We start from the raw sequence: 14,092 nt of genomic DNA, 5'->3' as shown, positions 1-14,092 counted from the left end.
ACGATGTGGGTGCTGTGGAAGATCCGGTCCACGTGCACGGTCATGGCGCGACTCCTTCGGCGCGTCGACCGGCGGCGCCGGTCATCGGGTGGGCAGGGATGTCCGGGATCTCGTCCCCGCCGGCCGGCGGCCGGGGGATGAGGAGGGCGAAGGCCACGCCGACCAGGCCGCCGAGCGCCCCGATCAGCAGGGTCAGCTGGAACGCCCCGTGGGTCGGGAACGCGGTGCCGCCGAGGTCGAGCGTCAGGCTCGCCAGCACCAGGCCCACGATGGCGCTGGACACGGCGGCGCCGACCGCGCGGGACAAGGTGTTGAGCCCGTTGGCGGCCGCGGACTCGGTGACCGGGACCGCGCTCATGATCAGCACCGGCATGGCGGCGAAGGACAGTCCGATGCCGACCCCGTTGATCAGCGACGAGACGACGATGCCCCAGACCGCCGACATGGTCAGCAGCCCCACCCCGAAGCCGAGCGTGATGGTGGCCAGCCCGAGCACGAGGGTGACCCGGGCGCCGAACCGTACGACGATCCGGCCGGCGACGGGGGACAGCAGCATCTGGACGACGCCGGCGGGTGCGAGGCAGAGACCGGCGGCGACCATGCTCTGACCGAGCCCGTAACCGGTGCCGGTGGGGGCCTGCAGGATCTGTGGCGGGACGAGGCCGGTCGCCATCATCGCGAAGCCGGCCATGACCGACGCGAGATTGGTGAGCAGCACCGGTCGCCGGGAGGAGACGCGGACGTCCACGAGGGGCTCGCGCAGGGTCGACTCGTACCACGCCCACACGACCAGGACGACGACTCCGGTTCCGCCGAGGCCGAGCACCCGGGGGCTGGTCCAGCCCCAGGAGTTGCCCTTGCTGACGACGAGCAGCACGAACAGCAGGCCCACGGTCAGCCCGACCGCGCCGACGACGTCGATCCGTCCCGGGGTGCGGATCCGGGACGGAGGCACGATCCGCAGCACCGCTACGAACGCGACGACGCCGAGGACGGCGGTGCCGGCGAAGATCCAGTGCCAGTCGAGGTTCTGGGCGACCACCGCGGCCACCGGCAGCCCGAGCGAACTGCCCACGCCGAGGGTGGCGCTGATCAGCGCCACGCCTCCGGGGACCCGGTCGCGCGGGAGTTCCTCACGCAGGATGGCGATCGACAGCGGCAGGATGCTCGAGGCCGCACCCTGGAGCGAGCGCCCCACCACGACCCAGCCGATCTGCGACGTCAGGGCGACGACGATCGAGCCGATGGTCAGGAGCACCAGGCACGCCAGGAGTACCCGGCGCTTGCCGAACATGTCGCCGAGCCGTCCGCTGATGGGCGTCGCGATGGCCGCCGTCAGCAGGGTGGACGTCACTGCCCAGGACGCGTTGGACGGCGTGGTGGAGAGCAGTTGGGGCAGCGTGCTCAGCAGCGGCACGAGGATGGTCTGCATCAGCGCGATGAGCACGGTGGCGCCGGCCAGCACCGCGACCATGCGCCGGGCGGCGCGCGGGTCCGCCGCCGCGCGCGGGCCGCGCGCGGTGACCGGCACTGCCTGCATGGACTCTCCCGTGGGTCTGCCGGTGGACGCCTCGTCCGTCGGCCCTGTCGGTCAGCTGTCGGGCCGGACGCCGGTCAGGACGAGTCGTCGATGCGCGCGCGGACGTCGGAGAGCGCCTGCGGGGGGTCGAGCGCCGTGCGGAAGAAGTGCAGTGAGTCCAGGTGCTCGTAGATCTCGGCGATCCGGCCCTGCGCGCAGCGGATGGTGAAGCAGTACCGGTTGCGGTAGTCGCCGGTGTGCAGGCGGGAGTTCACCACCATCTGCATCACGACCCAGTCGCCGTCGGCGATCAGGAAGTCGACCTCGGACGGGCGCCGCTCGGCGTAGACCGCGTCGCTCATGCGCGTCACCCAGCGCAGGCCGTCGTGTCCCTCGGCGGCGGACGCGTCGTCCTTCAGCAGGACGGCGAGGGACGGCGGCAGGTGCCAGCGGACGTCGTCGGCGACCAGGTCGAGGGCCTCGGGCGTGGAGAGCCCCAGGGCGAACCACCGCTGGACGACGTCCTTGTTGGCGGTGGGGTCCGCCGCGGGTGCCGTCACGCCCAGCGGACGACGTCGTCGACGTCCATGCGGGGGAACCGGGGGAGGGCGGCCTCGAGCGCGGGATAGCCGATGTTGATACCCATGAACGCGCGCCAGCCGGTATCCGGCATGAACGCGGCGGTGACCTCGTCCGGGTCGAAACCGGAGAACGGCCCGGCGGCCAGCCCGTGGGCGCGCACCGCCAGGATGAGGTAGCCGGCCTGGAGGGCGGCGCTGAGCCGGCCGATCTCCGACCGGGTCTCGACGTCCTCCTCCCAGATCTCCCGGTAGTCGGGCCGCAGCGGCATGACCGTGGGCATGTGCTCGTGGAAGCGGTCGTCGGTGGCCAGCAGCGCGGTCGCCCCCGCGGAGAGGACCTTCCGCCGATTGCCCCGGTTCACGGTGTCGGCGAGCCGCTCGCGGCCCTCTGTCGAACTCACGAACACGACCCGGAGCGGCTGGGAGTTCGCCGACGTCGGTCCCCAGCGGGCCAGCTCCCAGATGGACGCCAAGGTCTCCTCGGGTACCGGCCGACCGTCGAACGCATAGACCGTGCGCCCACCCTTGAACAAGAGCTCGCGGCCGTCAGGATCCAGCTCCTGAAGCGGGGGCAGCCCTTCCAGGCGGATCTCCACGTGGGCCTCCTCGGCGGTCCGGAACTCCCCGGACCTTCTCGACCATAGCCGGAAGAAGCCGCCTGCGGACATGGTTACCGGAAGGGTGCCGGGATAACCTCCTGGCAAAGCCCGTCGTCCCGCGTCAGCCAGCACCGCCGAGAGGACCCGCCGCATGAACACCCACGACTTCACGGTGACCGCCGCCGACGGCACGGAGCGACCGCTGCGCGACTACGAGGGCCGCGTCGTCCTGGTCGTCAACGTGGCCAGCAAGTGCGGGCTGACTCCGCAGTACGAGGGCCTGGAGGCGATCTACCGGGAGTCCCGGGAGCGCGGCCTGGAGATCCTCGGGTTCCCCTGCAACCAGTTCGGCGGGCAGGAGCCGGGCACCGACGCCGAGATCCAGGACTTCTGCTCGGTGAGCTACGACGTCACCTTCCCGGTGTTGAAGAAGGTCGACGTCAACGGGCCGGACGCCGAGCCGCTGTTCGCCTACCTGCGCGCCGAGGCGCCCGGGGACTTCGGGCCCGAGTCCGGCCGGCTCTGGGACCACATCAGCACCAACCGCCCCGAGATGCTCGGCACCGACGACGTCAAGTGGAACTTCACCAAGTTCCTCATCGCGCCCGACGGCCAGGTGGTCCGCCGCTACGAGCCGACCGTGACGCCCGAGCAGATCCGGGCCGACCTCGACGCCCTGCTCCCCTGATCGCCGTTCCTGGCACGGGCCCGGCGTCGCTCACCCCGCCGGAGGCCCCGACCGCGTTTCGCGGTGGGCATCTGCACGACGACATCGAGACAGAGGAGACACGGTCATGACGCACGAGCCGATCAACAAGGACCACCCCGACGCGCAGGACCTGGCGGGGGTGAACCCTCCCGTGGTCGCGGCGGACTACCCGAGCGAGACGGGGCACCAGCTGGCGGAGGAGAGCTCCTACGAGCAGGTGCACCCCGAGGTCGACCACACGCCGGGCAAGCACCCGGGCGCACCGTTCGAGCGGGCATCCGACTACCCGGCCGAGACCGGCGAGGAGTTGCAGCAGCACCGCCACGGCGGCTGACGACGTCCGGCTCGCCCGTTCCGCGCGAGGTGGCGGAACGGGCGGCCGGACATAGGACAGGATGGGCGTCTCGCTACCGCCGACGACTACGGGAGACGCTCCGTGACCATGCCCTCAGAACAGCAGCCGGCCGCGATGGTCGTGCCGAAGTTCTTCGTCAAGCAGCGGATCACCGTGATGGTCAACCGGTACGAGATCCGCGCCGCGAACCCCGACGGCACCGAGGGTCCGCTGATGGCGCTGGCCGAGCAGAAGCGGATGAAGCTCAAGGAAGAAGTCATCTTCTTCGCCGACGAGTCCAAGACCCGCCGGGTGTTCTCCTTCAAGGCCCGTCAGCGCCTCGACGTCCACGCCGAGCACGATGTCTTCGACGAGGGCGGCCGGCCGCTCGGCTGGTTCAGCAAGGCGTTCGGCGCGAGCCTGCTTCGTTCGACCTGGAACCTCTCGGCGCCGGGCATCGAGGCCGTGGGTCAGGAACGGCGCCTCTTCATCGCGATCCTGCGCCGGATCTGGGACTTCATCCCCTACATCGGGAACGTCTGGGTCCCGTTCGTCTTCCACTTCGACTTCGTCGACAAGGCGACCGGCCAGGCCGTGCTGATCAGCGAGCGGCAGAAGGCGATCCGCGACCGCTACGAGGTGACCGTCCCGGATCCGCGCCTGGACTTCCGGGTCGCGGCCTGCATGGCCGTCGCACTGGACGCACTGCAGAGCCGCTAGCGGGAACCTGCGCCCGACGGCGCCGTGGGGCTGCTACTGCTGGAACGGTGGCGGGCCGAGGATCTCGATGCCGCCGTTCGTGACCCCGGAGGCTCGAACCCGGTCGAAGTCGACGGCCCGGACCGTGTCCGGAGTCAGCGGTTCGCTCGCCCCGAGGTAGAAGGACTGACAGCACCCCGGCGTCTGCAGGCAGAGCAGCCGGGTGTCGTCCGCGGTCACCAGGAACGCGTGGGGCAGGCCGCGCGGGGCCACGACCAGCCCTCCGGCGCCGATGCGTTCCTCGGCGCCGTCCAGGTGCATGACGATCTCGCCCTGGAGGACGTACATCGTCTCGTCCGCCTCGGGGTGGGTGTGCAGCGGCGTCCGCTTGCCCGCGTCCATCGCATCCTCGAAGAGCAGGAACGCACCCCCGGTCTCCTCCGCGGTAGCGAGCCAGGTGTGCACGCCGCCGCCGTAGAACCATCGCCGCGGACCTTCGCCGGCTGCCCGCACCATCGCCGGGAGCGTCGCGGAACCTGTCATCGCCGGGCCTCCTGTCGTTCACCCGTTATGGGACTGGCGTCCCATGAAGGACACTCCAGTACCGTGAGCGGTGTGTCAACCGAGACCGACATGTCGAGCGGCAGATGGCGGCAGAAGCAGCGCACGCGGCAGGCGCTGATCGACGCGGCTCGAGACCTGGTGACCGCCGGAACGGCGCCCACGGTCGAGCACGCGGCCGAGCGGGCCGGCATCTCCAGGACCACGGCCTACCGGTACTTCCCGAACCAGCGGTCGCTGCTGGTGGCAGCGCACCCCGAGACGGCTGCTTCCTCCCTGCTGTCGCCCGACGTCTCGGACGATCCCGCGGAGCGGTTGCAGGACGTCATCGCGCGGTTCACCGAACTCATCAGCGACACCGAGCAGCAGCAACGCACGATGCTGCGGCTCTCCCTGGAACCGCCGGGTGCCGAGCGCGCCGCGCTGCCCCTGCGCCAGGGCCGGGCGATCGGCTGGATCGAGGAGGCGCTCGGACCGCTGCGCGGCCGACTGTCCGACGACCAGGTGCACCGGATCGCCCTCGCCGTCCGCAGCGCCACCGGGATCGAGGCCCTCGTCTGGCTGACCGACGTCGCAGCCCTGCCGCGGAACGAGGCCCTCACCCTGATGCGCTGGTCCGCCCAGGCCCTCCTGCACGCCGCCCTCACCGACGGACCGCCGCCGGGGACCGATCACTCCGGCGCGTTGTCCGCCGTCCCGCCGACGCGGTAGGGCTCGGTGACGCCGGCGTAGGCCAGGTGTGCCACCAGGCCGTCGCGGGCGTGCTCGAGGTTGTGGCAGTGGTCCATCCAGATGCCCGGGTTGTCCGCCAGGAAGGCGATCTCGTAGGTCTCGCCGTCGGCCACGTTCAGCGAGTCGACCCACCACGGGCTGCCGGTCGAGGGCACCCCGTCCCTGGACAGCACGACGGCGTGGTGGCCGTGCAGGTGCATCGGGTGCACGTCGCCGCTGCCGTTGACGATGGTCATCCGGACGACGTCGCCCTCGCTGACGTGGAACATCGGCACGTCGGGGAAGAGGTTGCCGTTGATGGTCCACCAGAACCCGGGTTTCCCGTCGAGGAGGCCGGGACGGCGGCCGATCCGGTACTCGAAGGACCGGTCCGCCCGCTCCGGGTCGAACGACAGCGGCGCCGGAGTGCCGTAGGTCAGCAGGTCCACCCGCCGGTCGGGCTCCGGGCTCGCCTCGACGACCTCACCCGGCGGGCCCACCACCAGCGCGGTCCCGGCGCCGACGTCGACCCGGGCCGGCGACGTGACCAGGAGGTCAGCCCGTCCGCCGGCGGTGACCAGGACGCCCTCGTCGACCACGTCCGTCGGGCCGTTCAGTTCCCTGCCGTCGACGGCGGCGACGCGGAACGGACCACCGCTCACCCAGGTCCGCAGCGGGCCGTTGTCGGTGTTGACCACGCGCACGCGCACCGGCGTGCCCATCGGCGCGTCGAACGACGTGATCCCCGTGCTCCCGCCGAGGGTGCGTCGGCCGCTGTAGGTGTGCACCGCCGCGACGACGTCCTGCTCGTCGTCCATCCCGGGCGGCAGGACGACGAGCGTGCCGAACAGGCCACCGCGCACCTGGGCGTGCGACACCTGGTGGGAGTGGTACCAGTACGTGCCGGCGTCCTCCGCGAGGAACCGGTAGACGTGCTCCTGTCCCAGCAGGACGGCGTCCTGGGTGACGCCGGCGACGCCGTCCTCCGCATTGGGCACGTCGACTCCGTGCCAGTGCAGGGTCACGCCGTCGGGCACGTCGACGTTGGTCAGGGTGACCTCGACCAGGTCGCCCTGGTGCGCCTCGAGCGCGGGGCCGGGCGACTCGCCGTTGAGCGTGAAGCCCTGGATCCGTTCGCCGCTCGCCAGGTCGAAGGACTCCTCGCGGGCGGCCAGGTCGACCGCGACGTCCGGCTCGCCGTCCGCCGGGCCGGTGAGGTCGGCGACGCTGCGCCCGGGGCCGTGCTCGTGCGCGGCACCGCCGCCGTACTCGACGTGCCCCATCTCCATGACCGAGTACGTCGAGGGCACCAGGCTCGTGGACCAGTACCAGCCGAGCCCGCCCAGCAGGAGGACGGCGACGGCCGCCGGGACGAGCACCCGCCATCGACGGCGGACGACGTCAGCTGACAGGGCGCGACGCCTCCTGGGACGACGAGCCGGTGCTCTGCCGCGGGACATCGGCGCCGCCGACACCGCTCTCGCGGCGGCTGCCACGGTCCTCGCGGGTCAGCATCGAGGCCCGTACCGCCGTGCCGAGGATGGCGAGCGCGTTGAGGCCGTGGAGAGCGCCGACGACCGGGGCGCTGAATGCGACGAAGGCCAGCACCACCTGCAGCACGATCAGGCCGAACACGATCCCCGCCCACTTGCGGGCACCCGGGACGGTCTTGGCCGCGAAGAAGGACACGATCAGCAGGATCAGGCCCAGCAGGGGCATGACGTACATGCCGTTGACGCCGTGCAGCATGTGGCCGGCGTTGCCGTCGTAGTTCTCGTCGATGATGAGGCCGTTGTCGAGTTCGTGGATGGCGTCGAACCAGCCGAAGGCGATGGCCGCCGCCTGGACGACCACCCCCAGGGCGATCAGCCCCGACACCACGCGGTAGGTCTGCTTCACGGTCGTTCCTCCGAGACTCCCCTGGCGGTTCGCCGGTTCCCCTCACCAGCCCGCTGACGCCGGACGTTGTACACCCGCGACCAGGGCCAATGACAGGTGTATCCGCGCGCTGAGGGACGACGGAGGGAAGCCCGCCGTAGGCACGCGTGTTGCACCGGTCAATCGACCCGAAGGGCACCAACTCCATGCGTATCCCGCTGTCCATCCTCGACCTGGCGCCCATCGCCCGCGGCGAGACCGCGAGCAGCAGCATCGCCGCCAGCGTCGCCCTCGCCCAGCGCGCGGAGGAGGCCGGTTACGAGCGGGTCTGGTACGCCGAGCACCACAACATGCCGTCGATCGCGTCGTCGGCGACCAGCGTGCTGATCGCGCACGTCGGCGCGCAGACCCGCTCGATCCGGCTCGGCGCCGGTGGGGTGATGCTGCCCAACCACTCCCCGCTGACGATCGCCGAGCAGTTCGGCACGCTCGACGCGATGTATCCGGGCCGCATCGACCTCGGCCTGGGCCGGGCGCCCGGCTCGGACCAGAACACGATGTACGCGCTGCGCCGCGACCCGAACTCGGCCGACACCTTTCCGCAGGACGTGCTGGAACTGCAGGCCTACCTGGCGGGCGCGACGCGCGTGGCCGGGGTCGACGCGATCCCCGGGAAGGGCTCGCGGGTGCCGCTCTACATCCTGGGCTCGTCCATGTTCGGGGCCACGCTGGCCGCCGCTCTCGGACTGCCCTACGCCTTCGCGTCGCACTTCGCGCCGCAGATGCTCGAGTCCGCCGTCGCCGCCTACCGGCGCGAGTTCCGCCCGTCGGAGCAGCTGGACCGGCCGTACGTGATCGCCGGCGTTAACGCCCTCGTCGCCGACACCTCGGAGCAGGCGCAGGAGCAGCTCCAGGTGTCGCGACGGGTCCGCGCGGTCGCGCTCTTCGGGCGTGGGCAATCGCTCACCGACGAGCAGGCCGACCAGCTGCTGGCCCAGGGCGCGGCGCACCACGTCGACCAGATGCTCACCTACGCCGCCGTCGGCGCCCCCGCGGAAGCGGCCGAGTACCTGGACGGCTTCCGGAAGCGTGCCGACGCCGACGAGTTGATCGTCGCCCACCAGGCGCCGACGACCGAGGGCCGGCTGCGGTCGGTCACCCTGCTCGCCGAGGCGCTGGAGACCGTCGCCGCGTAACCGCACCGGGGTTACCGTTTCGCGGCATGTCGCTGGACGTACCGGTGGTGCCGACCGCCGAGCTGCATCTGCACATCGAGGGGCACGCTGGAGCCGGAGCTCGCCCTGGCCCTGGCTGCTCGCAACGGCATCGCGCTGCGGTACCCCGACCTCGCCGCGCTGCGCCAGGCGTATGCCTTCCGCGACCTGCAGTCGTTCCTCGACCTGTACTACGAGCTGACGACGGTCCTGCGGCGGCCGGAGGACTTCACCGACCTCGCGGACGCGTACTTCGCTCGCGCCGCAGCGCAGGGGGTCCGGCACGCCGAGGTGTTCGTCGACCCGCAGGCGCACATCGCCCGAGGTGTGCCGCTGGAGGTGGTCATGGAGGGTCTCGGGGAGGCCTTCCGGACGGCGCAGGAGCGGCACGGGCTGAGCGCGCGGATGATCGCCTGCTTCCTCCGTGACCGCGACCCCGCCGAGGCCGAGGACCTGCTGCCGCGGCTGCTGGCCTACCGCGAACTCGTCGTCGGCGTGGGTCTGGACAGCGCCGAGGTCGGGTTCCCACCCGAGCGGTTCGAGCGGGTCTTCCGCCGGGCGGCCGCCGAGGGGCTGCACCGGGTCGCGCACGCGGGGGAGGAGGGGCCGCCGGAGTACGTGTGGGCGGCGCTCGATCGGCTGGGTGTCGAGCGGATCGACCACGGCATCCGTAGCCCGGAGGACCCGTCGCTCGTGGCGCGGCTGCGCGAGGAGCAGGTGCCGCTGACGGTGTGCCCGCTGTCGAACGTGGCGCTGCGCTGCGTTCCGGACCTCTCCGCGCACCCCCTGCGCCGGATGCTGGAAGCCGGGCTGGTGGCCACGGTGAACTCCGATGATCCGGCCTACTTCGGTGGCTACGTCCACGACAACCTGTCCGCCGTGACGCGCGCCCTGGGGCTGACCGCCGAGCACCGGCGGCGCCTGGCCGAGAACAGCTTCCGCGCCAGCTTCCTGACCGAGGCTGACAAGGCGCGGCACCTGGCGGACGTGGCAGCCGCGTGTGCCCGCCCCGGGGGGCCGGGGGTAGGCCCCGGTGCGTGACCTACTCGATCTGCTCGACGACGTAGAGCTGGTTGCCGTCCGGGTCGCGGAACGTGAACATCGGCGGTACCCCGGGAAAGCGCAGGATCTCCGGGTCGGCGTCGACCCCCGCGGCGAGCAGGGCGGCGTGGTCGGCTGCGGCGTCCGCGGTGGTGAAGCGGATCCCGGTGTCGACGCCGGCGCGTCCCTGCCCTCCGGCGGCGACGAGGGCGACGGTCGTCGTCGCCCCGGGCGGGGCGACCTCGATCCAGCGCCCGCCGTCGCCGAACGAGCCGTCGATCGTCGTCGCGAACCCGAGAGTGCCCACGTAGAAGTCCAGGGCCCGGTCCTGGTCGCTGACGGGGACGCCGACCGTCCGCACGTCGGTGATGCGCGTCCCGTGCGCGATGCCGGTCATGGCGTCCTCCTGTCGATGGCGTGTACTGCGCAGACCCCGGGCGGGGACGGAACTCATCGCTGCGCGGGTGGCCCGAAGTGCTCGGCGACCAGCGGCTTCGGCGCGCGGCAGGCCCACGCCTCGGCCACGAGTTCGCTCAACGACGGGCCGTCGAGCTCGTCCAGCCGGCAGAGCACGGCCGGGTACCCGTCGAAGTGAGAGGTCGTGAAGTAGACGTCGGGCTCCGCGGCGACCAGCGCCAGCTTGGCCCCCTCGTCGGGCACGTGCGCGGCGACGACGGGACCGGTGGGCGCAGCGGCCCCCAGCTCGGCGACGTCCTTCTTGCCCAGGGGGCGTTCCCAGACGAAGCCCTTGTCCCGGACCAGCCACCGGCGACTGCCTCGTGACGTGCCCTCGGTGGTCTCGGGCAGGGCCAGGCAGACGCGCGCCACGTCGTCCCACGTCGCCATCTCAGGCCTCCTCGATCGGGTGCTCGCCGAGCAGACCGCGCGGCGCCCGGCTGGCCCAGGCCTCGGCGATCAGTTCGGTGAGGGACCGCGCGTCCAGCGCCTCGAGCCGGGCCTGCACGATCGGCTGCCCGTCGAAGTGCGCCGTCGTGAAGTAGACCTCCGGTTCCGCGGCGACCATCGCCCTCCTCGCGCCCTCGTCGGGCAGGTAGGCGACCAGGATCGGCCCGGTCGGCGCGGCATCGCCGAGCTCGGCGAGGTCGGTGAGGTGCAGCGGCCGATCGCGGACGAACGTCTTCCCCCGCACCAGCCACCGGCGTCGACCGCGCGACGACACGGCCTCGGTGGTGCCGGGCAGGGCGAGGCAGGCCGTCGCGACGTCGTCCCAGGTCAGCACTGCGTTCACGGGGCGCCGGCCAGGCCCAGCCGGTGGGCGACGGCGGCCGCCTCGATCCGGCCGCTGACCCCGAGCTTGGCCAGGATGTTCGACACGTGGACGCTCGCGGTCTTGGGGCTGATGAACAGTGCGGTGGCGATCTGCCCGTTGGACCGTCCGGCCGCCACCAGGGCCAGCACCTCGCGCTCGCGGTCGGTGAGGCCGAAGGGGACCGGCCCCTCCGCGGCGACCGGCTCACCGGCCGGGTCGAGGTCGATCCGCGCGCGGCGGGCCAGCGCGAGGACGTCGTCGTGCAGCGGCCGGGCACCGAGCCGCTCGCTGGTACGGGCGGCCTCCCGCAGCAGCTCGGCCGCGGCCGACCGGTCGCCCGCGCCGCACCGCGCCTCGGCCAGCCGGTACCGCGCATAGGCCAGTGGCCAGACGTCGGTGGCCTGCTCCCAGGCGCGCACCGCCTCCTCCCAGGCCGGGACGGCGGCCGCGCCGGCGAGGCGCAGGCGTTCGGCGTTCCGCAGTGCCCGGTAGGCGTTCGTGGCCGGGGCGGGAACGAGGTCGACGTCGGGCAGCTCCCCAGGCTCTGCGGGAGCGGATACCGCCTCGCGGCGGTCCATGGCCCGGGTCGCGCTGTCGGCGTCGATCCGGGCTCCGAGCCACAGCAGCGGCCACGCGTAGCGGCTCGACCAGGTCGTGGTGTCCGCCACGCCCGACGCCACCAGCGATGCTGCGGTCTCCAGGTCCCCCTGGGCCCGGGCCACATCCGCCTCGATGAAGGCCAGCGCCTGCGTGAACTGCGGCTCCCGGCTCTCCCCCAGCTGACGCCGAGCCGTCCGGACGTGCACCAGCGCCTCGTCGTGGCGACCGGTCAGGGTCGCGACGTAGCCGAGGAGTTCGTGGAGCGAGGCGGCGAAGACCCCGGCCAGTCCGGTGGTCAGCGAGTCGTGGGCCAGTCGCTGCGCCTCGTCCCACTCGCCGAGCCGGACCAGCGGCTCGACGAGGTTGCCGGTCAGGAAGGCACCCAGACTGCGCGACAGCCCCACCCGCGCGGCCAGGTCGATCCCGGCCCGGGCGGCCTCGGCGGCTTCGCGGTGGCGACCGCGTCCCTCCAGGCTGTCCGACAGGTTGACGTAGCCCCTCAGTGCGGTCTCGTGGTCGGAGGCGTCCAGGGCCAGGCGCAGTCCCTCGCGCAGGGCGGCCTCTCCCTCGGCCGGGTCCTCGAGATAGCTGAGCGACGAGCCGAGGGTCAGCAGGGCGCTGGCCTCCTGCGCCCGGGCCCCCACCGCGCGCGCCGCCGCCAGCGCGGTGCGGGCGACGTCCGGGCAGCGGTCGACGCCGAGCCGCATCAGGGCGTTGGCCAGTGACGCGAGCACGGCCGCGCGGGCCAGACTCGGTGGCTCCTTGGGTAGGCGGCTCAGTGCCACTTCCAGGGTCTCGACGCTGAAGCCGTCCTCACCGAGAGCGCGCAGGGTCGAGGCCATCTGGTCGACGATGAACGCAGCCCGCTCCGGGTCGGTCGTCCAGTCGACCTGGTCCTGCGCCTGCCGGAGCAGCGGCATGGCGCGATCCAGATCGCCGCCGTGGAAGGCGGCCCGCGCGGCGAGCCGCAGCACCTCCACCTGGTCGGTGCCGGCCCAGGTCTCGGCGTCCGGGACCTGTCGCCAGACCTCCAGGGCGCGCTCCAGGTGTCGCCGTGCCTCGGCCGGCGCGAACGCGGCCATCGCCTGTCGTCCCGCCCGGACGGAGGCTGCGAGGGCCCGCGGCAGGTCGTGGGCCGCATACCAGTGGACGGCGAGGGTGGCGGCCACCGCGGCGTCGTCCCCGGCGAGCCCGGGGTCGCGGTCCAGGGCCTGCGCGTACGCGGTGTGCAGCTCGCCCCGCTCGCCGGGCAGCAGGTCCTCGTACACCGCGTCCCGGGTGAGCGCGTGCCGGAACGCGTAGCCCCGGCCGGCGCCGTCGACGACGAGCAGGGAGGAGTCCACCGCCTCGCGCAGCGCCTCGTACAACTCGGTCGCCGACACCGCGGCGACCTGCGCGAGCAGGCGTTCGGGCACCCACCGGCCGGCGACGGCGGCGGTGCGCAGCAGTCGTTGCGCCGGCCCGGACAACCGCTCGGCCCGCGCGAGCAGCACGTCGCGCAGGGACGGCGGCAGCTCGTGCTCCGCGGCTCCCTCCCGGACCATCCGGACCAGTTCCTCGACGAAGAACGCGTTGCCCTCCGACCGGTCGAACACGACGTCGACCAGGGCAGGGTCGGCCGCAGCGCCCAGGATCGCGCCCATCTGGACCGCCACCTCGGCCCGGTCGAACCGCGCCAGCTGCACCCGCTCGACGCCCCTCAGTCGCTCCCAGCCGGAGAGGAGCGGGCGCAGGGGGGACCGCCGGTCGACCTCGTCGGAGCGGTAGGTCAGCACCAGCAGCACCCGAGTGCCCTGCAGGGCGCGGACGAGGAAGGCCACCAGGTCGAGGGTGGAACGGTCGGCCCAGTGCAGGTCCTCGACGACGAGGACCAGCGGCTGCTGGGCGCCGACCCTGCCGAGCACCCCCAGCAGCAGTTCGAACAGCTGCGCGGTGCTCCCCGGTGCCGTGCCGGCCGGCTCGTCGTCCGGAGCGAGTTCGGGCAGCAGGCGGGCGAGCTCCCGGCGGGCCGGTCCGAGCAGTCGGTCGAGGTCGTCGGCTGGCGTCGTCCGCGCAAGAGTCCGGAGCGCCTCCACCAGCGGCACGAACGGCAGGCTCTCGCCGCCGACCTCGATGCAGCCGCCGGTGAGCACCGTCACGCCCGTGGCCGACCCGAGGGCGGCGTCCAGGAGTCGGCTCTTCCCGACCCCGGCCTCTCCGCCGACGAGAACGACGCCGGGTTCGCCGGCGACCGTCCGGCGGAGAGCGGAGCGCAGTTGCCTCAACTCGCTCTCCCGGCCCACGAGGACGGGACTGACGACCTCGACCGGCACGCCCAGATGCTGGCACGGCGAACGCGTCTGAGGTGCCTCAGGCCGTGCGTTCCCCCGGACGAGT

General features: G+C 72.6%; 16 protein-coding genes. 6 read left to right on the top strand and 10 right to left on the bottom strand.

The features are described 5' to 3' along the window. Positions 1 to 40 precede the first annotated feature (40 nt). From E4P38_RS06190 to E4P38_RS06180, 3 genes are all read right to left on the bottom strand, one after another. Complete coding sequence (locus tag E4P38_RS06190; protein WP_135130879.1) at positions 41 to 1,540, bottom strand: MFS transporter; 1,500 nt, start codon at positions 1,538 to 1,540, stop codon at positions 41 to 43. Between the two features lie 74 nt (positions 1,541 to 1,614). Then, a complete protein-coding gene (locus E4P38_RS06185) occupies positions 1,615 to 2,079 on the bottom strand; it encodes a nuclear transport factor 2 family protein (RefSeq protein WP_167760464.1) in 465 nt (154 codons plus the stop codon). Next, on the bottom strand, positions 2,076 to 2,696 hold the full coding sequence (locus tag E4P38_RS06180) for a malonic semialdehyde reductase (protein ID WP_209308964.1): 621 nt from the start codon (positions 2,694 to 2,696) through the stop codon (positions 2,076 to 2,078). Before E4P38_RS06180 ends, E4P38_RS06185 begins: the two co-directional genes overlap by 4 nt. Before the next feature lie 154 nt (positions 2,697 to 2,850). Here E4P38_RS06180 and E4P38_RS06175 point away from each other — a divergent pair, with 154 nt between their 5' ends. The 3 genes from E4P38_RS06175 (at position 2,851) to E4P38_RS06165 (ending at position 4,462) form a co-directional block, all read left to right on the top strand. Then, on the top strand, positions 2,851 to 3,387 hold the full coding sequence (locus E4P38_RS06175; RefSeq protein WP_135130876.1) for a glutathione peroxidase: 537 nt from the start codon (positions 2,851 to 2,853) through the stop codon (positions 3,385 to 3,387). Positions 3,388 to 3,493: 106 nt separating this feature from the next. After that, a complete protein-coding gene (locus tag E4P38_RS06170; protein ID WP_135130875.1) occupies positions 3,494 to 3,742 on the top strand; it encodes a hypothetical protein in 249 nt (82 codons plus the stop codon). Positions 3,743 to 3,850: 108 nt separating this feature from the next. Continuing rightward, the gene (locus E4P38_RS06165) at positions 3,851 to 4,462 is read left to right on the top strand and encodes a hypothetical protein (RefSeq protein ID WP_245160838.1); all 612 of its coding nucleotides are present in this window, start codon (positions 3,851 to 3,853) and stop codon (positions 4,460 to 4,462) included. Positions 4,463 to 4,495: 33 nt separating this feature from the next. Here the strand turns inward: E4P38_RS06165 and E4P38_RS06160 are convergent, their stop codons facing one another. Beyond that, positions 4,496 to 4,984, bottom strand: a complete 489-nt coding sequence (locus E4P38_RS06160; protein WP_135130874.1) for a cupin domain-containing protein — start codon at positions 4,982 to 4,984, stop codon at positions 4,496 to 4,498. A gap of 72 nt (positions 4,985 to 5,056) precedes the next feature. Here E4P38_RS06160 and E4P38_RS06155 point away from each other — a divergent pair, with 72 nt between their 5' ends. Next, positions 5,057 to 5,713: a TetR/AcrR family transcriptional regulator gene (locus tag E4P38_RS06155; protein WP_209308962.1), complete on the top strand. Its 657-nt coding sequence runs from the start codon at positions 5,057 to 5,059 to the stop codon at positions 5,711 to 5,713. Here E4P38_RS06155 and E4P38_RS06150 read toward each other — a convergent pair. Together E4P38_RS06150 and E4P38_RS06145 are read right to left on the bottom strand one after the other, a co-directional pair. Continuing rightward, positions 5,674 to 7,092: a multicopper oxidase family protein gene (locus E4P38_RS06150; RefSeq protein ID WP_209308961.1), complete on the bottom strand. Its 1,419-nt coding sequence runs from the start codon at positions 7,090 to 7,092 to the stop codon at positions 5,674 to 5,676. The genes E4P38_RS06155 and E4P38_RS06150 overlap by 40 nt on opposite strands. A 22-nt stretch (positions 7,093 to 7,114) precedes the next feature. Continuing rightward, positions 7,115 to 7,612: a hypothetical protein gene (locus tag E4P38_RS06145; RefSeq protein WP_209308960.1), complete on the bottom strand. Its 498-nt coding sequence runs from the start codon at positions 7,610 to 7,612 to the stop codon at positions 7,115 to 7,117. A gap of 146 nt (positions 7,613 to 7,758) precedes the next feature. On the opposite strand from E4P38_RS06145, the gene E4P38_RS06140 reads away from it, so the two are divergent. Both E4P38_RS06140 and E4P38_RS06135 read left to right on the top strand, forming a co-directional pair. Next, positions 7,759 to 8,787 (top strand): LLM class flavin-dependent oxidoreductase, encoded by a 1,029-nt coding sequence (locus E4P38_RS06140; RefSeq protein ID WP_245160832.1) that lies wholly within the window; start codon positions 7,759 to 7,761, stop codon positions 8,785 to 8,787. A 66-nt stretch (positions 8,788 to 8,853) separates the two neighbouring features. Further along, positions 8,854 to 9,846, top strand: a complete 993-nt coding sequence (locus tag E4P38_RS06135; protein ID WP_348633782.1) for an adenosine deaminase — start codon at positions 8,854 to 8,856, stop codon at positions 9,844 to 9,846. A 1-nt stretch (position 9,847) separates the two neighbouring features. Here E4P38_RS06135 and E4P38_RS06130 read toward each other — a convergent pair whose 3' ends face one another. From E4P38_RS06130 to E4P38_RS23790, 4 genes are read right to left on the bottom strand one after another with little or no spacing between them, the layout of a single operon-like run. After that, positions 9,848 to 10,243 carry a VOC family protein gene (locus E4P38_RS06130; RefSeq protein WP_135130872.1) on the bottom strand — a complete coding sequence of 132 codons (396 nt, stop codon included), beginning with the start codon at positions 10,241 to 10,243 and terminating at the stop codon, positions 9,848 to 9,850. A 53-nt stretch (positions 10,244 to 10,296) separates the two neighbouring features. Further along, positions 10,297 to 10,692: an MmcQ/YjbR family DNA-binding protein gene (locus E4P38_RS06125; protein ID WP_135130871.1), complete on the bottom strand. Its 396-nt coding sequence runs from the start codon at positions 10,690 to 10,692 to the stop codon at positions 10,297 to 10,299. A gap of 1 nt (position 10,693) precedes the next feature. Beyond that, positions 10,694 to 11,095, bottom strand: a complete 402-nt coding sequence (locus tag E4P38_RS06120; protein WP_245160831.1) for an MmcQ/YjbR family DNA-binding protein — start codon at positions 11,093 to 11,095, stop codon at positions 10,694 to 10,696. Further along, a complete protein-coding gene (locus E4P38_RS23790; RefSeq protein ID WP_135130870.1) occupies positions 11,092 to 14,028 on the bottom strand; it encodes a helix-turn-helix transcriptional regulator in 2,937 nt (978 codons plus the stop codon). The genes E4P38_RS06120 and E4P38_RS23790 overlap by 4 nt, the downstream gene beginning before the upstream one ends. Positions 14,029 to 14,092 lie beyond the last annotated feature (64 nt).

The organism is Blastococcus sp. CT_GayMR16 (assembly GCF_004570875.1).
Taxonomy (GTDB): domain Bacteria; phylum Actinomycetota; class Actinomycetes; order Mycobacteriales; family Geodermatophilaceae; genus Blastococcus_B.
The sequence above is the reverse complement of the archived record's forward strand: the minus strand, read 5'-3'. Positions and strand labels throughout refer to the sequence as shown.